We start from the raw sequence: 17,027 nt of genomic DNA, 5'->3' as shown, positions 1-17,027 counted from the left end.
GGCGAGGTAGAGGCCCGGTAGTGCCTGTCGGCGAGACGTGCGCGCGGGCGTGCGCCGCGGGCTCTCGGGTGCGCACGCACCGAGGAGCCCGGCGTCATGAGGCGTCAGCGCCCGAGGGCTTCGCGTGGCGTCGTGGTCTCCACGGTGTGCGAGCCGTCGCCGATCGCCGGGAGGCCGTCGATGCTCGTGGTGTTCTTCGTGACGCGGTAGGCCTCGAGCTGCTCCGGGGTCTTGCGGTCGGCCCAGCGGTCGAGCAGGTCCCGGTCCTCGACGAGGGCCATGCGCGGCACGGAGAACCCGCACGAGTCGGAGACCCGCGTCACGTCGACGACCACGACGCCGCGCTGGCCCGCCGTCTCGCGCTTGGGGAAGCGGGTGCGCAGCGTGTCGAACTCCGGGGTGCCGGCCTCGACGTACCGGCCGGTCCCGTGGAAGCGGACGATGTTGGGCGGACCCTCGAACGCGCAGAACATCACGACGATCCGGCCGTTCTCGCGCAGGTGCGCCGGCGTCTCGGCGCCCGAGCCGGTGTAGTCCAGGTAGGCGACGCGGTGCGGCCCGAGCACCGCGAACGTCCCGGCCATGCCCTTGGGCGCGACGTTCACATGACCGTCCGCGGCGAGCGGCGCGGTGCCGACGAAGAACACCGGCTGCGCGAGGACGAACGCCGCCAGCCGGTCGGTGATCTCTGCGTGCACGGTGGCCATGAGGGGAGTCTGGCACCGGTGTGGGCGGGCGTCGGTAGCGTCCGGTGGATGAGCACGAGGACGGCACCGGACAACGACCCCAAGGCGACGCTGCTGCGGTACCTGAGCCGGGAGCGCGACGCGCTGCTCGCCAAGGCGGAGGGGCTGAGCGAGTACGACGTCCGCCGTCCGCTCACGCGCACCGGCACGAACGTCCTGGGCCTGGTGAAGCACGTGGGCAGCGTGCAGCTCGGCTACCTGCACGAGGCGTTCGGCGGCACGCACGACCTGGACATGCCCTGGTTCGCCGACGGCGCGGAGGTGAACGCCGACATGTGGGCCACGGCGGACGAGAGCCGGGAGGAGATCCTGGAGCTGTTCCGGCGGTCGTCGGAGCTGTGCGACGCGACCGTGGCGTCGCTCGACCTCGACGCACCCGGGCACGTGCCGTGGTGGCGCCCGGAGAACCGGGACGTCACGCTCCACCAGGTGCTCGTGCACGTGCTCGCGGAGGTGGCGCACCACGCCGGCCACGCCGACATCGTGCGCGAGCTCGTCGACGGCGCGGCGGGTGACGGGCGGGGCAACCTGCCCGCGCTGGACGACGACGAGTGGGTCGCCTACCGGGCGCGCGTCGAGTCCGCGGCCGTCGAGGCGTCCCGACGCGCGGGGGAGCGCCCCTGAGCCGCGCGGCGCTCGCGGACGCCGGGCGAGATCAGGCGCGCTCGAGCAGGACCGCGACCTCGTAGTGCGACGTCTGCGGGAACATGTCGAGCACGCGCGCCTCGCGCGGTCGGAGCGACGGCATGAAGGCCAGGTCGCGCGCGAGCGTCGTCGCGTTGCAGCTCGAGTAGACGACGTGCCCGACGCCGGACCGCTCCAGCCAGGTGCTGAGCGTCTCCCCGATGCCGCGCCGCGGGGGGTTCACGACGACGAGGTCCGGCACGTCCTGCCGTGAGAGGGCGAACGCGGTCGCGTCCTCGGCGAGGAAGGTCGTGCGGTCGAGCCCGGCGTCGCGCGCGGTGAGCCGTGCGCTCGCGACGGCCTCGGCGCTCGTCTCGACGCCGACGACGTCGCGACAGGGCCCCGCGACGTGCAGCGCGAACCCGCCCACGCCGCAGTAGAGGTCCCAGACCGTGGCGGGTGCGGCGTCCTCCACCCAGGCCCGGCCCTGGCGGTAGAGGGCCGCGGCGACGTCGGTGTTGGTCTGGAAGAAGCTCTGCGGGCGCAGGTGGAGGTCGATCCCGTTGACGTGCATGCGCAGCGTCTCGGCCTCGGTGAGGACGATCTCGGTCTCGCCCTCGACGACGGCCTTGTGCTCGGGGTGCAGGTTCACGGACACGACGCGCAGCGACGGGAGAGCGTCGAGGAGGGCCGGCAGGTGCTTGCGGACCCGGGGCACGGACTCGGTGGACCGCAGGACGAACCGCGCCATGAGGTCGCCGTCGGGGGAGAGGGTGACGAGGACGTACTTGAGCTCGCCGCGCCGCGTGCGGACGTCGTAGGGGACGAGCCGCGCGCGCGTGACGAACGCCGCGAACGCGGGGAACGACGCCTGGAGCGCGGGCGGGTAGAGCGGGCAGTCGGTGAGGTCGACGCCGCCGCCCTCCGCGAGGATCCCGAGCACCGGGGCGTCGGTGGAGCCGGTGACGACCATCTTCGCCTTGTTGCGGAAGCCGGACTCGGCGGACTCGACCGTCGGCAGCCAGGCGAGGTCCGGGCCGAGGGGGGCGAGGAGCTCGGCGCAGTGCTCCTGCTTGCCGGTGACCTGCGCGGGGTAGGCGAGGTCGAGGAGGGTGCACGACCGGCACCGGCCGGCGTCGTAGTGGTGGCACTGCACTCGTTCGAGTCTACGGGCGACCCGGGTCCGTCCCGAGGCGCGCGGACGCGCCCGGGCCGCGGCGGCTTCCCGCGCGGACGTGGCGCGAGGTGCGCCGCAGAAACCTGAGGGAGCGCTCCCTGGCGTCGTGAGCCGCCGTCCGTTACCGTCGTGGCAGCGCTTCCACACCTCCTGTGGCAACGCTGTCGCCGGAACAGCCCGGCGACCGGTTTCGACGGAGCAACCGAACAGGAGCAGATCCGGTATGCCTCACGACAGGAAGAACAGCAGCAGACGAGTGTGGGCCGCGCTGTGCGCCACGGTCCTCGCGGTGAGCGGGGCGCTGGTCGGCGTGGCGGCGCCCGCGAGCGCGGTCCCCGCGACCATCCCGCTGACGATCACCAACGACTCGGGCAGGGGGCCGATCTACCTGTACGTCCTCGGCGAGCGCGACGGCGTCGCCGGCTGGGCGGACGCGGGCGGCACGTTCCACCCGTGGCCCGGCGGGGTCGGACCCGTGCCCGTCCCGGCACCCGACGCGTCGATCGCGGGACCCGGCCCCGGCCAGTCCGTGACGATCCGGCTCCCGAAGCTGTCCGGGCGCGTCTACTACTCCTACGGCCAGAAGATGACGTTCCAGATCGTGCTCGACGGGCGGCTCGTCCAGCCCGCCGTCCAGAACGACTCCGACCCCAACCGGAACATCCTCTTCAACTGGACCGAGTACACGCTCAACGACGGCGGCCTGTGGATCAACAGCACGCAGGTGGACCACTGGTCCGCGCCGTACCAGGTGGGCGTCCAGCGCGCCGACGGGCAGGTCCTCAGCACGGGCCTGCTCAAGCCGAACGGCTACGAGGCGTTCTACACGGCCCTCGAGAGCGCGGGGTGGGGCGGGCTCGTGCAGCGCGCGCCCGACGGGAGCCGCCTGCGCGCGCTCAACCCGTCGCACGGGATCGACGTCGGCAAGATCTCGTCGGCCTCGATCGACTCCTACGTCACCGAGGTCTGGAACTCGTACCGCACGCGCGACATGGTCGTCACGCCGTTCTCCCACGAGCCCGGCACGCAGTTCCGCGGCCGGGTCGACGGCGACTGGTTCCGCTTCAGGAACGGGTCCGGGCAGGAGGTCGCCGCGTTCAAGAAGCCCGACGCGTCGAGCGTGTACGGGTGCCACAAGGACCTCCAGGCGCCCAACGACCACATCGTCGGGCCGATCGCCCGCACCCTGTGCGCCGCGCTCGTCCGCACCACGGCGCTGACGAACCCGAACCAGCCGGACGCGAGCAGCGCGGGCTTCTACCAGGACGCCCGCACGAACGTGTACGCGAAGCTCGCGCACCAGCAGATGGCGAACGGCAAGGCGTACGCGTTCGCGTTCGACGACGTCGGCGCGCACGAGTCGCTCGTCCACGACGGCAACCCCCAGGCCGCGTATATCAAGCTCGACCCGTTCACCGGCACGGCGACACCCATCGGGAACGGCGGCAGCACCGAGCAGCCGGGCACCCCCGGCGGTCTGCCCACCGGGACGGGCGCGCTCCGCATCGGGAGCACACTGTGCCTCGACGTCCCGTGGGCCGACCCGACCGACACCAACCAGGTCCAGCTCGCGACCTGCAGCGGCAACGCGGCGCAGCAGTGGACGCGCGGCACCGACGGGACCGTGAGAGCCCTCGGCAAGTGCCTCGACGTCGCGCGCAGCGGGACGGCCGACGGCACCGCCGTGTGGATCTACACGTGCAACGGCACCGGCGCGCAGAAGTGGACGTACGACTCCGCGACCAAGGCCCTGCGCAACCCGCAGTCCGGCAAGTGCCTCGACGCCCAGGGCGGCGCACCGCTGCGTGACAGCCAGAAGGTCCAGCTCTGGACCTGCAACCAGACCGACGCCCAGCGCTGGACGCTCTGACCGCGCCCGTCGCCCGAGCGGCCCCGCGCCCCGGTGCCCGACGACGCCCGCTCCCGGGACGTCGTCGGGCACCGGCGTGCGGGCCGGGGGGACGGCCGCGCCGGGTGTCAGGCCGGCCGGGTCGCCTTGCCATCGAGCCACAGCGTGTCGGAGTCGTCGCGGTGCGAGCCGTCGGACCCCACGTGCTTCGACGAGATCTGCGGGCCCTTCGTGATGACGTGGACCATCGCCATGCCGTGCCCGCGGCCCAGTCCGTAGTCGTCCCGGAGCCACTCGAGGATCGGGGTCGCCTTCGTCGTCTCGTCGAACCCGCGCTCGTGCGCGAGGTCGACCAGCTGGCGCGGGGTCAGACCGGTCTTGTCCTCGACCGCGTCGAGATAGGCCTGGAAGGACATGCGAGCTCCTCGTCGTCGGGGCAGGTCGATCGACCCGCCGCGAACGTACCGACGACCGCCCACACCCGGACTCATCGGTCGGGGCGCACGCTCCCTCGCGGCGGCCGGTGCGCCCGCTCGCCCGAGCGCAGCACGTCCATCACCGCGTTCTCCACCAGCACCGGCACGAAGTCGCGCACGTGCGCGGCCTGGTACCGGCCCAGCTCCGCGAGCACCTGCTCACGGACGTCCTCCACCGGCACGTCCGGGAAGCGCGTGCTGACCCGCTCCACCACGACGTCGATCTCGCGGTCCTCGTCCTCGATCGCCATGGTCCGACGGTCCGGCCGCACCCGTCCCGCGCGCAACCAACGGGGGATGAACGCGCGGCGTCGGGCCGCAGTCGGGCCGCTGATCAGCCCGGTCCCGGTGGCCGGGCCGGCGGGCTCCCGGTGAGCCGGGCGGGACGGGGTGCGGGCCGGGGGTTCGCGTGTCAGGGTGGCCGCTCCGCTCCTTCAAGCCGCTGGAGGTACCCCCGCGTGGACGACCAGACCCTGATCGACGTCCCCCTCGACGACGCCGACCTCATCACGTCGATGCCGCCCGAGGAGTACCAGCTCGTGGAGGAGTGGGTGCTCTCCACGACGGAGGAGCTCTCCGCGCTGCGCGCCGGCCTCGTGGCGACGCTCGAGAGCCAGGGCGTCGCGTCGACCGGTCGGCTCTCGTCCACGCCGGACAAGCTCGTCCTCATCGCCTCGGAGCTCGCGACCAACGCGCTGCGCCACGGCCTGCCCCCGACCATCGTGCGCCTCGCCCGCAGCGGCGACCGGTTCCTCCTCGAGGTCGCCGACCACGACGTGTCCACCGAGCCCGTCTACGCCGGGCGCCGCATCCCCGGCGCAGGCGGCGTCGGCCTGCACATGGCCCGCCAGCTCTCGCTCGACGTCGGCTGGTACCGGACCGACGACGTCAAGACCGTCTGGGCGACGTTCACGGCCTGAGCGTCTGCTGACCTGGCCCGACCCTGCGCGCGGCGCTGACCGGCGGCCGACCGGGGCGAGGCTGTCCGCCGGGCCGTGGCGGGGGAGAGTGCGTGCTCGTCGACGTCTTGCTGCTGCTCGCCCTGGTCACGGGGCTGCTCGCCGCAGTGCTCCTGCGCTCGGCTTACGTGGTGACGCAGGACTCGCGGCTGCGTCGTTCGCTCGCTGGCTGGGGCTGGCCTCTCGCCTTGGCGGCGGTGGTCCTCGGGCGCGTCGTCGCGGCGCTCGGCGGCGCCTGACGGGTGCCGGCGCGTCCATAGGTCAGCAGTGGGCCCCGTGGGGTTCGAACCCACAACCTACGGATTAAAAGTGCGGTTCGGCGCGTGCGGGCCAGTCCAGCGGCATCCAGTCCGACGGAATCTCCGTGCAGGTCAGAGCGCATTTCGGGCCTCCCCTCGCCGTTCGCTGTGCAGTCGCGTGCTGCACTGTACATGGTCGTTCTGCCCAGCATCTGCCCAGCAGCGCGGCGCGTCACCGGACGATCCGGAGGTGCGCTCGGCGCCCGTCGGCCTCGCGCGCGTCATCGGGATGCGGCGCTCGCGGCGCGCCGTCCCCGAGTGCGGCGAGCACGGCAGCTGACGGCTCGTCGGCGAGGTGCGCGTATCGCTGCGTCGTGAGCGGGGAGACGTGCCCGAGCAGCTTGCCGACCTCCGCGAGCGAAACCCCGCCCTGGATGAGCCAGGACGCGTAGGTGTGCCGCAGGTCGTGAACGCGCGCGTGCTCGAGGCCGGCAGACGCGAGGGCGTCGACCCAGACCTTGCGGAAGTTCGACTGCTCGAACCGGTGGCCGTCGCTCGTCGTCAGGACGAGCCCGCTCGTGCAGGTGCCAGCGGCGTGGTTGTACCCGCATGTGCCGGTGGACGGTTCGGGGATCTCGACCCACGACGGGATCGGGACGAACCGGCGGCGCTTGCCCTTCGGGTACGGCTTCATCATGCCGCCGCGGTTGTCCCAGACGTCGGCGACCTCAATCACGCGGCGCTCGTGGTCGACGCGGCGGTGGTGCAGCCCGGCCGCCTCGCCCCATCGCATGCCGGTGCCGACGAGCAGGTCGACGACAGCGCGCTCGGCGTCGGGCAGCTCGGCCCGGATCGCGTCGACCTCGTCGCGCGTGAGGTACCGCTCGGTGCTGGTCTTGCCAGCGCTGAGGCGCAGTTGAGCGGCGGGGTTCGCGGTGAGGATCTCGGCGTCGACGGCGGCACGCAGCGATGCGGAGAGGAGGTGGACGATCCGCTGGACCGTCGTCGGTGCGAGGCCAGCCGCGCGCAGGTCGGCCGCCCATGCCTTGACGTCGTGCCGCGTGATGTCGATGAGCGGCGTGTCGCCCCACCTCGGGCTGAGGTGCAGGTCCCTCCGGCCCCGGTCGGTCGCGAGCGTGGACGGCTCGACGTCGCGCGTCGGCCACCACTCCGCGCACCACGCGCCCCATGTGCGGGCCGCTGCGTCGGGGGAGCGCCACCCGAGCGAGCGCGACGCTGCCTCGGCGGCTTCGCCGGCGCGGATCGCGGCCTTCTTGTGCACGAAGGGGGAACCGTCGGCCGTGCGCTTCTTGCCGTCCGCGTCGCGGTAGCGCGCGAGGTAGCGCCCGCTCGAGGTGCGCTCGGTCCAGGCCACTACGCGATCCGGCTGGGGCGGTTGTGGAGCCACGGCGCGCGGCCCCACGGCGTCGCGTAGGCGACGGGCGGGACGCGGCGTAGGACGCGCTGAAAGATGCTCACGACGTCGGGGTGCACGCCGAGCTCGTCGGCGAGGGCGCCGAGGTGGGGGCCGTAGAGCTCCTCGGCGCGGGCGTACTGCTCGGGGTCGATGAGCAGGCTCGCGGCGTGCTCGTCGGCGAGTCGCTCTGCCTCAAGGTTCCCGTGCGGGTCGTCGGCGTCGAGCTCGTGCTCGTGCCAGGCGTGCCCGAGCTCGTGCGCCAACGTGTATCGCTGCTGCCAGAGGTCCATCGTCGAGTTGATCGTGATCGTCCTGACATGGTGCTCGTACACCCCGCGGAGCCAGTCGCCCATGTCTCGGCTCCACTCCACCTCAACGCCACGCTCGCGCGCGATCACCAGCAGCTCCCGCACCTATTCCCCCCGCAGTTCCTGTTCCTCTGAGATCGACCGCCCGGTCACGTGCGCGGCCGCCGTGGTCGAGAACTCCCGCTTGCTCCCGAGCTGGCGGAACCGGCCGTGGATGATCTCGCCGCCCCCATCCTCGAGTGCGTGCAATCGGCGTGCGACCTCGTCCGAGAGTGCGTTCGCCGACGCGACGCGCAAGGCGTCAGCCGCTCCGACGAGGACCTCGTGGGTGCTGGCCTCCTCGTCGGTGATGATCTCGGCCGCAGCGAGGGCCTGCAGGACGTTGACGTCAAACGCACGGGCGAACTTGACGACGAATGCGGCGTCCGGACTCGCGCCCTTCTTCCACCGTGTGAAGGCTGACGAGTCGAACCCCGCCTTGCGTCCCGCCTCGAGCGCTGACATGTCGCCAAGGACGTCGCTCACGAACTCCCACCATCTGGTCGCGGTCATGGGGGTATTGAACTCTGCGCAGACGCAGAGCGCAAGAGACGTTGCGCCAATCCTGAGGTGATCTTGCGTTTGCGCAGAGTCGGGTCTACGGTCTGTGCAAACGCAGAACCCACGCGGGGTTCGCACAGACCTGAGGAGTAGCCATGTCGGTGATCCTGCTCCGCCGCAGCGAGAGCGACCCGGACAAGTTCGTCCTCTCCGAGCGCCTGAGCCGCATGGGGGCGGACTCCAACGTCAAGGCTGCCGACGTACTCGGGGTGACCGACGGGACCGTCTCTCGCGTCATGGCGGGGAAGTCGCTTCCCGGCAACAAGTTCATGGCCGCCGTCCTGGCTCGCGTCCCGGCGCAGTTCGACGAGATCTTCGAGACCGTCGACGACGACATGGCGGTGTCAGCGTGACCGCCACCCGGGCGCTGACGCCCGCCGCGGAACTCCCGCGGCGGCCCGTCCGACTCACAGTCGAGGAGGCCGCCGACGACGCCCGAGTGCACCCCGAGACAATCCGCGACGCGTGCCGCTCCGGCGAGCTGCACGGCTCCCAGCGCACGAAGCGCGGCCGCTGGACGATCGAGGCTCAGTGCCTCACGGCATGGATCGACGGCGGCAAGTGCGAGCACAAGCAAGCGGCCGCAGCGACCGTTGTGCCGTTCCGCGGTCGTGGGGGAGCGGCGTCGTGAGCGCGCGGCTGGTCCACCTGGTGCGGCCTCTGCCGCTCGACGGCGTGACGGTGGTGCTGTGCCGCGCGTTCGGCGCGCGCGCCGTTCTGGGCTGCACTGCTCGCGACCACCGGAGCGTCACATGCCGGGCCTGCCTCGCGATCCACGCCGAGTCGCGGCGTCCCGCCCGGCGCGCGGCGCTCGCGGCCGATCTCCGGCACGCCGTCGAGGTCGCCCGCGCGTCAGGCACGTGGAGCGACGCGGCGCCCCCGGCGCTGTTCGAGCACGAGCCCGCGCGGCGCCCGCGTCAGGCAGGCGTCTCGATCGAGGAGCACCTCGAGCGTGAGCGGGCTCGACTCCGTGATCTGACGAGCCGCCAGCGCATCGTGCAGGACACGGTTCACCGCGCAGCGACGCGACAGGCGGCCGCGTGATGCCCGCCCGCGTGTGGGACGACGTGCCCGCGGCGTACATGGCCGCCGCGCCGCGTCAGTTCATCGGCGAGCCGGTCGAGGTAATCGTCCCGGCGCGCGGTGACCGCCCGGCGCGGTTCCTCTCCGGCGTCTTGTCCGACGTCGTGCTCCTCACGCCGGGCGTCACGCGCGTGCGGCACCTGCACCGCGACGGGTCGCTGTGTCAGGGGATCTCGGTCCTGACCGTGACGGCCCCGCTCGTGCAGCTCTTCGTCGCCGGCACGCACGACGTCGTCGTGCCGACTCACCTCGTGCGCGTGCTCGCGACGCCGTCTGCGCTGCACCTGCCCTGACTCGCCCCGTTCCATCCCCGCGGCCGCCCGGTCGCGCGGCTTCGTGCACCACCAGGAAGGACCAGACCATGAACGAGTTCCTGTGGCTCCTGTGGGGCTTCCTCGCCCTGATCCTCGGGGCCGCGCTCGCCGTTGTCGCCGCCTACGGCAGCGGAGTCGTGGCTGCCGTGTTCGACGAGGCCCGCGCCCGCCAGCGCTTGCGCAGCCGCCGCGCCTGGGTGCGCCGCGAGCTGCGCACGGGGAGCCGGCGCATCGCCCGCGAGCTCGACCGCGCGATGCCACCGAGCGCGCGCCGCCGCGGCGTGGGCGTCGCCGTCGTGCTCGAGCACCCGACGGCCCGCCGCCCGCGCACGAGCGAGCTCACGGCCCTCGCCGACGCGACGAGCGAGGAGCGGGGCCGGTGAGCGCGACGACCATCACGCCCTCCGAGGCGCGCGACCTCAAGCGCGAGGGGCAGGCGCGCGCTGCGCGCTCGGCTCGCCCCGACGACCGCGAGGCCGTGCGCGCCGCGGTGCGCAAGATCGCGGTCGGCACGTGGTTCACGGTGAACGACCTGCGCGAGGACCTCGACGCCGCGGGCGTCCCGACGTCGGTGCGTGGGTCGCTCCTCGCGGGCGTCGCGCGCGAGGGCCTGGCGGAGCGCGTCGACGTGCAGGCGCCGGGCGGCCGCCCCGGGTGGATCGTCCTGGCGTCCTCGGGCCGCTCGGCGAAGGGCTCGGGCGTCACCGCCTACGAGCGCGTCGCCCCGGGCGGCTCGACGTGAGCCGCCGCGGCCGCGTGCCCTGCCCTGGCTGCGGCGCCCAGCTCGTCTGGGTCCTGTACGTCCCGGCCCCGGACAAGCTCCGCCAGGGCCAGCCCCGCAAGCGCGTCCCACTCGACGCCGCCCCCGTCAGGGACGACGACGAGTACGCCCAGCACGCCGCCTCGCCCGGCATGACGACCTGCCGCCGGATCACCGAGGACGAGCCGCTGATCGCGGGCTTCGAGACCCGCCACACGATCCACCACGCCACGCACCCCGAGTGCTCCGACCTCCTGCGGGGCACACCAGGAAGGACCGCCCGATGAGCCCCACCATCAACCTCGACACCGCCCGCCCTAGCGGCGTCGACGCCGGTCACGCGCCCGAGCGCGTCGTCGTCGACCCGCGCATCCTCGTCGTCGACGCGAACATCCGCCGTGACGCCGAGCTCGACGCCGAGTTCATCGCGTCCATCAAGGAGCACGGCGTCCTCACCGCGATCACCGCGCGCCGCGACCCGCTCGGCCAGCTCCTCGTCGTCGACGGGCAGCGCCGCACCCTCGCCGCGATCGAGGCCGGGCGCGACGAGGTCACGGTCGACGTCGTCGACGGCATCGGCGACGACGAGTCCCGGATCACGACGCAGTACGTGGTGAACGAGCACCGCCGCGGCCTGTCCGCGGCCGACAAGGTCGAGTCGGTGCGTCAGCTCTCGCTCTTCGGCCGCTCCGCGACGTCGATCACGAAGCGCCTGCGGATCCCGCGAGCCGAGGTCGACGCGGCGCTCGCGGTCGCGGAGTCGAAGGCGACGGCGACCGTGCTCGCCGAGCACCCGACGGTGGACCTGCTCGCGGCCGCGACGATCGCCGAGTTCGACGACGACCCCGAGGTCGTCGCCGAGCTCGTCGAGGTCGCCGAGACCGAGCCGAGCCAGCTCGAGCATGCCGCGTCGCGCGTCCGCTCGGCGCGCGAGCAGGCCGCGGTCGTCGCGGCGGCGCGCGACGAGCTCGAGGCCGCCGGCGTCACGGTCCTCGACAAGCAGCCCACCTACGACGACAAGGCGTCCGAGACGATCTCGTCGCTGACCGACAAGCCGGGCGCGAAGGGCTACCCGCCCGCCATCGAGGCGGACGCTCACCTCGAGTGCCCGGGCCACGCCGTCTACCTCCACGCGAACCGCGGGTGGATCGACGGCAAGGTCATGGGGTGGCGCGCCGTCCGGGTCGAGTACTGCATGGATTGGCGGGGCAACGGCCACCACAAGCGCAGCGCGTCGAACACCGCGGGCGCGACGTCGGGCCCGCAGTCCGAGGAGCAGAAGGCCGAGCGCCGCGCCCTGGTCGCGAACAACAAGGCGTCCGACGCCGCGCTCCCGGTCCGCCGCGCGTGGATCTCCGAGCTCGTGCGCCGCGACAAGCTGCCGGCGGACGCCTCGCCCTACGTCGCGCGCGTCCTGACGAACGGCACCTACTGGTACCCCGACGGCGACGTGCACCGCCTCGCACGCGAGCTCATGTGGCCCACGAAGCACGACGGCATGGGCGGCCCCGAGGTCGCGGCCGCCGTCGCCCGACCCGCGAACGCCGACGCCTACCTCCTCGCGCTCGCGGCCGCGCTCGTCGAGAACGCGATGCCTCGCGACTACCACCGCGGCGGCGTGTACGGCGAGGCCCTGTTCGCCCTCCACCTGCGCCAGCTCGAGGCGTGGGGCTACCCGCTCGCCGACATCGAGCAGGCGTTCCTCGACGCGCGTGGGAAGAAGGCGTCGTGACCGGGGGCCTGCCGGCGATCCCGGTCGAGCGGCTGCGTCCGAACCCGGCGAACGTGCGGGCCGAGCTCGGCGATCTGACCGAGCTCGCGTCGTCGATCCGGTCCAAGGGCCTGCTGCAGCCGCTCGTCGTGCAGCAGCACGCGGGCGGGACGTGGCTTGTGCTCGACGGGCACCGCCGTCTGGCCGCGGCGAAGCTCGCCGGCGTGCGGGGGCTGCCGTGCCTCGCGACGAAGCCCGGCGACGTGAACGCCCAGCGGGCGACCATGCTCGCCGCCGCGATGCACAAGCGCCTCGAGCCGATCGAGGCCGCCCGCGCGTTCCGCGCCCTGCGCGACGCCGGCATGAGCGTGCCCGAGATCGCGGGCGAGACGGGCTACGCCCCGTCCACGGTCTCGGCCCGCCTGCGCCTGCTCACCCTCCCCGAGGAGGCGCAGGACATGGTGGAGCGCAAGGAGCTGACCGTGCGGGAGGCGACCGAGCTCGCCCGTCAGGTCCAGCGCAACGGCACCGGCACCGCGGCGCTCGCGACCCCGCGCACCGTGTGGTTCGGCAAGGGCCACGCCCTGTATGCCGCAGTGCGCGCGGCGTGCGACCACGGCGACACCCGCGTCCTGATCGCGGGCGCCGCGTGCGGCAACTGCTGGGAGGACGCGATCCGCGCCGACGAGCGGGCCCGAACCGCCGAGGACGCAGCATGACGCGCCTCCCCGCGCCGGCGCCGCGCCCTGAGGACGCCCGGTGGGTGCTCGACGTCGACGTGCCGACCCCGATCGGGATCTTCTCGTCCGGCCTCCCGGTGCAGATCGTCGCCCAGCGCGGGCCCCAGATCCTCGTGTGCCTGGACGCCGGCCACGTCGACGGGACCCGGTGCCACGCCGAGCTGCTCCCGCTCACCGCGGTCCGCTTCGCCCCCGGCCCACCCCGGCAGGTGGCCGCATGACGACCCACCCCAGCGCCGACCCGCACGGCGATCGCCGCGCCCTGTTCCTCGCCGCGCTCGAGTACGGCGTGCACCCGCTCCTCGCACGCGAGGCCGTCGCGACGACCCGCAGGCCCCGCGGCGACGACGGCACGCACCGAGTCGAGCGCGCGCACGCCGAGCTCGGCACCCAGCCCACCGCTGCCCCGTCCCGCCCGCCGAAGGAGCCCCGATGACCGTCCTCACCGACCGCCCGACCGACAACGCCAGCGGCTGGCTCCGGCTCGCCGACGACCTCCACCGTCGCACCAGCCCGCGTGACCCTGCCGGCGTGCGAACCCGCGTCACGCCCGACCTCGACGTCGAGCGCGCCGTCGCCCGGCTCGCTGCCGCGTGGGTCGCGACCGACGACCCCGACTTCCGTGAGATGGGCCGCTCGACCGGACGCGCCCACCTCGCCGCGGTGATCGACGACGAGCTCGAGAACCTGCGCATGCTCCTCGCCTTCGACACCGCTCGCGCCAGCCTCACAGTCGCCGACATCGCCGAGGAGACCCGCGTCTACCTCAGCGCCGCGCTCACCCCCAACCTCACCGCCGACGGCGTCCACCTCTACGCCCTCTGGGTCCTCGCCAGCGCCGCCAACGCACCCCTGCCCAAGTTTGATCACGCCGCGGCGCTCGCGACCGCTGCGCTGCGCGGCTGGGCCGAGCGGACCCGACTCGCCGGCGGTGCCCGATGACCGGCCCGACGACGCCGCCGCTCCGGCTCACCAAGGCCGAGCTCGACGCGCTCCCGCTCTACGCCGCCGTGCTCTGCGTCGACCAGAAGTACCGGCGCGTCTACCTCGCCCTCAAGGTCGGAAACCCGCCGGGCACCGGCGGGCACACCTGGCGCACGACCGACTACTCGACCATCCCGGACTCAGGCCGACTCGCGGCGGACTACGCCCTGCTCCTCGACCCCGGCCTCACCGCGGTCCTGCTCATGGGCTTCGCCCAGGACGCGGCGCTCGCCGCCACGTCCACCAAGGCGGACGCCTTGACCGAGCCGGATCAAGCCTCGAACGTCGTACATGTACGACGCGAGCCGGATGTCGTGCATTCCCGACACCACGCCCCGCGGGATATCCCGTCACCCTCGGTTGGACCTGCAACGACGCCCGCCCTGGCCCGCGCTGACGCGACGTACCGGGCGCACCGCGTGGTGGTTGACGAAGACGGCGCGGCACCCTCGTGCGCCGGGTGCGAGTTCGTCACCCCGCTCGCCGCCGACGGCCAGTGGGACCACCCGGCGTTCCACAGGCACCGCATCGCCGCGACCGTGTACGCCGCCCTGCGCGACCCCGACGACCCGGACGCGCTCGCGCGTGAGTACGTCGCCCGGCTCGCTCACGAGAGCTGGGACACGGGGTGCCAGCGAGTCTGCTTCCACGCCACGTGGGACGACATGACCGAACTCGACCGGAACGTAGTCCGCGCCCAGCTCGCCGCGATGACGTCCACGGTCCTCGGGCGTTCGTCATGAGCACCGTCGACCTTGTCCGCCCGCTGGGAGGACAACCTCGCGCCCCTGCGCCGCCCCGAGCCCGTCGTCATCGACCAGGCCCTGACCGACGAGCTCGTCGACCAGGCCAAGAAGGCGCTCGCGGCCGAGGCGGACCGCAAGGGCGTGAAGCTCACCGTCGTCCGCGTGGGCGACCCCAACCCGAAGGAGACCCGATGACCATCCCGACCAGCCCGTCCACGCCCCCGACACCGACGAAGTACCGCAAGAAGCCCGTTGAGGTCGAGGCGCTTCTCTTCGACGGGACGAACGGCGCCGAGGTCGCGCGCTGGTGCGGCGGTCAGTTCTTCGCCGAGTCGAAGGCGAGCGACCCGACCGACGTCTCCCAGGTCGTGAAGATCCCTACGCTCGAGGGGACGATGTTCGCGCGCGTGGGCGACTTCGTGATCCGCGGCGTGCAGGGCGAGTTCTACCCGTGCAAGCCCGAGGTCTTCGTGGCCACGTACACGCCCGTCCAGGAGACCTCGCCGGGGTACCTCGGTGACATGCGCCGCGACATGCTCGGGACGTTCCATGGGACTCCTGATGCCGCGGTCCACCGTGCCGAACGCGCCGACGCCCTCCTGCGCGCCGTAGAGACGATCAAGACGGCCGGGGGCGCGGTCCAGATCGCTGGCGTCCGAATCGAGCCGTGTGACACCTACGGGGCGACGGACACGACGCGCCGAGCCGACCGTGTCGGGGACGAGCTCCTCGCGCTCCAGGCCGCCGACCGTGGCGACGTGCGCACGTTCGAGCTCCACCGCGACGTCGACGTTTCCGGGATCTCCGGCACGGGCGTCGTCGCCGATGGCGCGGTGTTCCCCGACGCCACGACCGTCGTGCGCTGGCGCGACGTCGACGGCCCGGCAGCCGAGCGGGGCGTCCTCCCGACGACGGTCTTGTTCCCGTCCGTGGACGCCGTCGAGGCGCTCCACGGCCACGCCGGCGCGACCCGCCTCGTCTGGACGGGGGCCTCGGCATGAGCTTCACCGTCACCTCCCGCGAAGGCGCCCGCGCCCTCAAGCCCGGAACCGTCGCCCGATCTGCGGCCGGGACGATCGCCGGCCGCGTCGACTCCTGGCACGGCGCCGTACTCGGCGACGAGCGGTCCTTCCCCTGGGACCGCCTCGAGCTCCCGCTCACCGTGCTCTGGCCGCAGGAGTGCCCCACCTGCTCCTGGCCGCGGCGCGAGACCGTGAACATGGTCTGCCAGACGTGCGGCACCGACTACGCAGCCCCACCCACGCCCGAGCAGACCGCCCCCGCCGAGCTCGCCGAGCTCCGCGCGGCGGTCGCGAACGGCGAGGCGTCGGACGGCTTCCACACGCACGCCGAGCTGTACGCCTACCGGCGGGTCTACAACGCCGCACTCTTCAACGAGTGGCACCGCCTCGGCGAGTGGGACGTCGTGAAGTCGTGGCGGCACTCCGACGGCGAGCTCGCTTTCGGTGGCGGGTGGTTCATCGTCGTCGCGACCCTCCCCACGGGCCAGATCTCGAACCACTACCAGGCCGAGCACTGGAACCTCTTCCAGATCCCCGAGCGTGACCTCGCGCCCGACTACGACGGCCACACCCCGGCCGAGGCGCTCGAACGCCTACAGGAGTTCATCGGCCCCGAGACCTATGCCCGCGGGGGGATCGTCCCCGCAGGTGCCGAGCCCATCGATCCCGGCAACCTCGGCGGGTACCTCACGGCCTCCGCAGCCGCCGACTACGGCCGGCGGTTGCTCGCCGAGCTCAACTCGGCCGTCGTGAACCCGGACTGCAGAGACGGCAAGCACAGGGCCTGCTCCGGTGACGGATGGGATACCCGAACCGACCAGCCCGCGCCGTGCCCCTGCTGGTGCCACGCCACGACCCCCCACGCACCAGAGGCGGGCCGTGGGTAACACCAAGGACGCGCCGACGTCCGACCGCGTGCGGCTGTGGTGCCACGACTGCAAGGCGTTCGTCGAGCACCACGCGACATCCGTCGACGTCTCGCGCAAGCCGCACGTCCTCCACGTCAGCCCCGAGGCGCTCACGGCACACCGCGCGACCCACAAGTCCCCACCGACGCGGCCGCGCCCACGACGGCGCGGCCGCCGCGGTGGACGAGCCCGCGGCGGGCCGACCTAGTGCACGGCGCCCTCGACGGGTACCAGCTGCTCGAGTGCTCGATCTGCGGCGGCTGGTACACGACCCGGCCCGGCGCACGCGAAGCCCACCACAAGGCGATCGGCCACTGGCCGCGCCCGACCGTCCCTTCCCAACGACCCGCACCATCCCCCAACC

At 73.1% G+C, this 17,027-nt stretch carries 27 protein-coding genes; 20 read left to right on the top strand and 7 right to left on the bottom strand.

Annotation, left to right across the window (positions count from 1 at the left end; genetic code table 11):
• Positions 1–104 precede the first annotated feature (104 nt).
• The gene (locus tag GWJ10_RS05875; protein WP_163186075.1) at positions 105–707 is read right to left on the bottom strand and encodes a pyridoxamine 5'-phosphate oxidase family protein; all 603 of its coding nucleotides are present in this window, start codon (positions 705–707) and stop codon (positions 105–107) included.
• A gap of 48 nt (positions 708–755) precedes the next feature.
• On the opposite strand from GWJ10_RS05875, the gene GWJ10_RS05870 reads away from it, so the two are divergent.
• Positions 756–1,370: a DinB family protein gene (locus tag GWJ10_RS05870; RefSeq protein WP_163186072.1), complete on the top strand. Its 615-nt coding sequence runs from the start codon at positions 756–758 to the stop codon at positions 1,368–1,370.
• Positions 1,371–1,401: 31 nt separating this feature from the next.
• On the opposite strand, the gene rlmC is transcribed toward GWJ10_RS05870, so the two are convergent.
• Positions 1,402–2,526: a 23S rRNA (uracil(747)-C(5))-methyltransferase RlmC gene (rlmC, locus tag GWJ10_RS05865; protein ID WP_163186069.1), complete on the bottom strand. Its 1,125-nt coding sequence runs from the start codon at positions 2,524–2,526 to the stop codon at positions 1,402–1,404.
• A 244-nt stretch (positions 2,527–2,770) separates the two neighbouring features.
• On the opposite strand from rlmC, the gene GWJ10_RS05860 reads away from it, so the two are divergent.
• Positions 2,771–4,417 carry a glucan endo-1,3-beta-glucosidase gene (locus GWJ10_RS05860; protein WP_163186066.1) on the top strand — a complete coding sequence of 549 codons (1,647 nt, stop codon included), beginning with the start codon at positions 2,771–2,773 and terminating at the stop codon, positions 4,415–4,417.
• Between the two features lie 107 nt (positions 4,418–4,524).
• Here the strand turns inward: GWJ10_RS05860 and GWJ10_RS05855 are convergent, their stop codons facing one another.
• Both GWJ10_RS05855 and GWJ10_RS05850 read right to left on the bottom strand, forming a co-directional pair.
• On the bottom strand, positions 4,525–4,812 hold the full coding sequence (locus GWJ10_RS05855) for a DUF4287 domain-containing protein (RefSeq protein WP_034651273.1): 288 nt from the start codon (positions 4,810–4,812) through the stop codon (positions 4,525–4,527).
• A gap of 71 nt (positions 4,813–4,883) precedes the next feature.
• Positions 4,884–5,123, bottom strand: coding sequence for a hypothetical protein (locus tag GWJ10_RS05850; protein ID WP_034651271.1), 240 nt, complete (start codon positions 5,121–5,123; stop codon positions 4,884–4,886).
• Between the two features lie 207 nt (positions 5,124–5,330).
• Here GWJ10_RS05850 and GWJ10_RS05845 point away from each other — a divergent pair, with 207 nt between their 5' ends.
• Both GWJ10_RS05845 and GWJ10_RS05840 read left to right on the top strand, forming a co-directional pair.
• The gene (locus GWJ10_RS05845) at positions 5,331–5,792 is read left to right on the top strand and encodes an ATP-binding protein (protein WP_021479821.1); all 462 of its coding nucleotides are present in this window, start codon (positions 5,331–5,333) and stop codon (positions 5,790–5,792) included.
• A gap of 92 nt (positions 5,793–5,884) precedes the next feature.
• Positions 5,885–6,070 (top strand): hypothetical protein, encoded by a 186-nt coding sequence (locus tag GWJ10_RS05840; protein WP_163186063.1) that lies wholly within the window; start codon positions 5,885–5,887, stop codon positions 6,068–6,070.
• A gap of 232 nt (positions 6,071–6,302) precedes the next feature.
• Here the strand turns inward: GWJ10_RS05840 and GWJ10_RS05835 are convergent, their stop codons facing one another.
• From GWJ10_RS05835 to GWJ10_RS05825, 3 genes are read right to left on the bottom strand one after another with little or no spacing between them, the layout of a single operon-like run.
• A complete protein-coding gene (locus GWJ10_RS05835; RefSeq protein ID WP_163186060.1) occupies positions 6,303–7,445 on the bottom strand; it encodes a site-specific integrase in 1,143 nt (380 codons plus the stop codon).
• Positions 7,445–7,840, bottom strand: coding sequence for an ImmA/IrrE family metallo-endopeptidase (locus GWJ10_RS05830; protein ID WP_163186057.1), 396 nt, complete (start codon positions 7,838–7,840; stop codon positions 7,445–7,447). Before GWJ10_RS05830 ends, GWJ10_RS05835 begins: the two co-directional genes overlap by 1 nt.
• Before the next feature lie 60 nt (positions 7,841–7,900).
• Entirely contained in the window at positions 7,901–8,347 is a 447-nt protein-coding gene (locus GWJ10_RS05825) for a hypothetical protein (RefSeq protein WP_163186054.1), read from the bottom strand.
• Between the two features lie 143 nt (positions 8,348–8,490).
• Between GWJ10_RS05825 and GWJ10_RS05820 the strand changes: the two genes are divergently transcribed.
• From GWJ10_RS05820 to GWJ10_RS05740, 16 genes are all read left to right on the top strand, one after another.
• Positions 8,491–8,748 carry a hypothetical protein gene (locus GWJ10_RS05820; RefSeq protein WP_163186051.1) on the top strand — a complete coding sequence of 86 codons (258 nt, stop codon included), beginning with the start codon at positions 8,491–8,493 and terminating at the stop codon, positions 8,746–8,748.
• Positions 8,745–9,026 carry a helix-turn-helix domain-containing protein gene (locus tag GWJ10_RS05815; protein ID WP_277394940.1) on the top strand — a complete coding sequence of 94 codons (282 nt, stop codon included), beginning with the start codon at positions 8,745–8,747 and terminating at the stop codon, positions 9,024–9,026. Before GWJ10_RS05820 ends, GWJ10_RS05815 begins: the two co-directional genes overlap by 4 nt.
• Positions 9,023–9,439: a hypothetical protein gene (locus tag GWJ10_RS05810; RefSeq protein ID WP_163186045.1), complete on the top strand. Its 417-nt coding sequence runs from the start codon at positions 9,023–9,025 to the stop codon at positions 9,437–9,439. The genes GWJ10_RS05815 and GWJ10_RS05810 overlap by 4 nt, the downstream gene beginning before the upstream one ends.
• On the top strand, positions 9,439–9,771 hold the full coding sequence (locus GWJ10_RS05805; protein WP_163186042.1) for a hypothetical protein: 333 nt from the start codon (positions 9,439–9,441) through the stop codon (positions 9,769–9,771). Before GWJ10_RS05810 ends, GWJ10_RS05805 begins: the two co-directional genes overlap by 1 nt.
• A gap of 68 nt (positions 9,772–9,839) precedes the next feature.
• The gene (locus GWJ10_RS05800; RefSeq protein ID WP_163186039.1) at positions 9,840–10,175 is read left to right on the top strand and encodes a hypothetical protein; all 336 of its coding nucleotides are present in this window, start codon (positions 9,840–9,842) and stop codon (positions 10,173–10,175) included.
• Positions 10,172–10,534, top strand: a complete 363-nt coding sequence (locus GWJ10_RS05795; RefSeq protein WP_163186036.1) for a hypothetical protein — start codon at positions 10,172–10,174, stop codon at positions 10,532–10,534. Before GWJ10_RS05800 ends, GWJ10_RS05795 begins: the two co-directional genes overlap by 4 nt.
• A 14-nt stretch (positions 10,535–10,548) precedes the next feature.
• The gene (locus GWJ10_RS05790; RefSeq protein ID WP_163186033.1) at positions 10,549–10,839 is read left to right on the top strand and encodes a hypothetical protein; all 291 of its coding nucleotides are present in this window, start codon (positions 10,549–10,551) and stop codon (positions 10,837–10,839) included.
• Entirely contained in the window at positions 10,836–12,284 is a 1,449-nt protein-coding gene (locus GWJ10_RS05785; RefSeq protein ID WP_163186030.1) for a ParB/RepB/Spo0J family partition protein, read from the top strand. The genes GWJ10_RS05790 and GWJ10_RS05785 overlap by 4 nt, the downstream gene beginning before the upstream one ends.
• Positions 12,281–12,982 (top strand): ParB/RepB/Spo0J family partition protein, encoded by a 702-nt coding sequence (locus GWJ10_RS05780; protein ID WP_163186027.1) that lies wholly within the window; start codon positions 12,281–12,283, stop codon positions 12,980–12,982. Before GWJ10_RS05785 ends, GWJ10_RS05780 begins: the two co-directional genes overlap by 4 nt.
• Positions 12,979–13,224, top strand: a complete 246-nt coding sequence (locus tag GWJ10_RS05775; protein ID WP_163186024.1) for a hypothetical protein — start codon at positions 12,979–12,981, stop codon at positions 13,222–13,224. Before GWJ10_RS05780 ends, GWJ10_RS05775 begins: the two co-directional genes overlap by 4 nt.
• Positions 13,221–13,439: a hypothetical protein gene (locus GWJ10_RS05770; protein WP_163186021.1), complete on the top strand. Its 219-nt coding sequence runs from the start codon at positions 13,221–13,223 to the stop codon at positions 13,437–13,439. Before GWJ10_RS05775 ends, GWJ10_RS05770 begins: the two co-directional genes overlap by 4 nt.
• The gene (locus GWJ10_RS05765; RefSeq protein ID WP_163186019.1) at positions 13,436–13,945 is read left to right on the top strand and encodes a hypothetical protein; all 510 of its coding nucleotides are present in this window, start codon (positions 13,436–13,438) and stop codon (positions 13,943–13,945) included. The genes GWJ10_RS05770 and GWJ10_RS05765 overlap by 4 nt, the downstream gene beginning before the upstream one ends.
• Entirely contained in the window at positions 13,942–14,730 is a 789-nt protein-coding gene (locus GWJ10_RS05760; protein ID WP_163186016.1) for a hypothetical protein, read from the top strand. Before GWJ10_RS05765 ends, GWJ10_RS05760 begins: the two co-directional genes overlap by 4 nt.
• A gap of 12 nt (positions 14,731–14,742) precedes the next feature.
• On the top strand, positions 14,743–14,928 hold the full coding sequence (locus GWJ10_RS05755; RefSeq protein ID WP_163186013.1) for a hypothetical protein: 186 nt from the start codon (positions 14,743–14,745) through the stop codon (positions 14,926–14,928).
• Positions 14,925–15,734, top strand: coding sequence for a hypothetical protein (locus GWJ10_RS19580; protein ID WP_206158350.1), 810 nt, complete (start codon positions 14,925–14,927; stop codon positions 15,732–15,734). The genes GWJ10_RS05755 and GWJ10_RS19580 overlap by 4 nt, the downstream gene beginning before the upstream one ends.
• A complete protein-coding gene (locus tag GWJ10_RS05740; RefSeq protein ID WP_163186010.1) occupies positions 15,731–16,642 on the top strand; it encodes a hypothetical protein in 912 nt (303 codons plus the stop codon). The genes GWJ10_RS19580 and GWJ10_RS05740 overlap by 4 nt, the downstream gene beginning before the upstream one ends.
• Positions 16,643–17,027 lie beyond the last annotated feature (385 nt).

The sequence above is a fragment of the Cellulosimicrobium sp. SL-1 genome (assembly GCF_011033075.1).
In the GTDB taxonomy this organism is placed as follows: domain Bacteria; phylum Actinomycetota; class Actinomycetes; order Actinomycetales; family Cellulomonadaceae; genus Cellulosimicrobium; species Cellulosimicrobium funkei.
This window is presented reverse-complemented; position numbering and strand designations above follow the sequence as displayed.

What these genes read in the sequence shown, in the direction of transcription:
- GWJ10_RS05875 (WP_163186075.1), bottom strand. Translation starts at nt 707, where the DNA reads ATGGCCACCGTGCACGCAGAGATCACCGACCGGCTGGCGGCGTTCGTC.
- GWJ10_RS05870 (WP_163186072.1), top strand. Translation starts at nt 756, where the DNA reads ATGAGCACGAGGACGGCACCGGACAACGACCCCAAGGCGACGCTGCTG.
- GWJ10_RS05860 (WP_163186066.1), top strand. Translation starts at nt 2,771, where the DNA reads ATGCCTCACGACAGGAAGAACAGCAGCAGACGAGTGTGGGCCGCGCTG.
- GWJ10_RS05855 (WP_034651273.1), bottom strand. Translation starts at nt 4,812, where the DNA reads ATGTCCTTCCAGGCCTATCTCGACGCGGTCGAGGACAAGACCGGTCTG.
- GWJ10_RS05850 (WP_034651271.1), bottom strand. Translation starts at nt 5,123, where the DNA reads ATGGCGATCGAGGACGAGGACCGCGAGATCGACGTCGTGGTGGAGCGG.
- GWJ10_RS05830 (WP_163186057.1), bottom strand. Translation starts at nt 7,840, where the DNA reads ATGGGCGACTGGCTCCGCGGGGTGTACGAGCACCATGTCAGGACGATC.
- GWJ10_RS05825 (WP_163186054.1), bottom strand. Translation starts at nt 8,347, where the DNA reads ATGACCGCGACCAGATGGTGGGAGTTCGTGAGCGACGTCCTTGGCGAC.
- GWJ10_RS05820 (WP_163186051.1), top strand. Translation starts at nt 8,491, where the DNA reads ATGTCGGTGATCCTGCTCCGCCGCAGCGAGAGCGACCCGGACAAGTTC.
- GWJ10_RS05805 (WP_163186042.1), top strand. Translation starts at nt 9,439, where the DNA reads ATGCCCGCCCGCGTGTGGGACGACGTGCCCGCGGCGTACATGGCCGCC.
- GWJ10_RS05800 (WP_163186039.1), top strand. Translation starts at nt 9,840, where the DNA reads ATGAACGAGTTCCTGTGGCTCCTGTGGGGCTTCCTCGCCCTGATCCTC.
- GWJ10_RS05785 (WP_163186030.1), top strand. Translation starts at nt 10,836, where the DNA reads ATGAGCCCCACCATCAACCTCGACACCGCCCGCCCTAGCGGCGTCGAC.
- GWJ10_RS05775 (WP_163186024.1), top strand. Translation starts at nt 12,979, where the DNA reads ATGACGCGCCTCCCCGCGCCGGCGCCGCGCCCTGAGGACGCCCGGTGG.
- GWJ10_RS05770 (WP_163186021.1), top strand. Translation starts at nt 13,221, where the DNA reads ATGACGACCCACCCCAGCGCCGACCCGCACGGCGATCGCCGCGCCCTG.
- GWJ10_RS05765 (WP_163186019.1), top strand. Translation starts at nt 13,436, where the DNA reads ATGACCGTCCTCACCGACCGCCCGACCGACAACGCCAGCGGCTGGCTC.
- GWJ10_RS05760 (WP_163186016.1), top strand. Translation starts at nt 13,942, where the DNA reads ATGACCGGCCCGACGACGCCGCCGCTCCGGCTCACCAAGGCCGAGCTC.
- GWJ10_RS19580 (WP_206158350.1), top strand. Translation starts at nt 14,925, where the DNA reads ATGACCATCCCGACCAGCCCGTCCACGCCCCCGACACCGACGAAGTAC.
- GWJ10_RS05740 (WP_163186010.1), top strand. Translation starts at nt 15,731, where the DNA reads ATGAGCTTCACCGTCACCTCCCGCGAAGGCGCCCGCGCCCTCAAGCCC.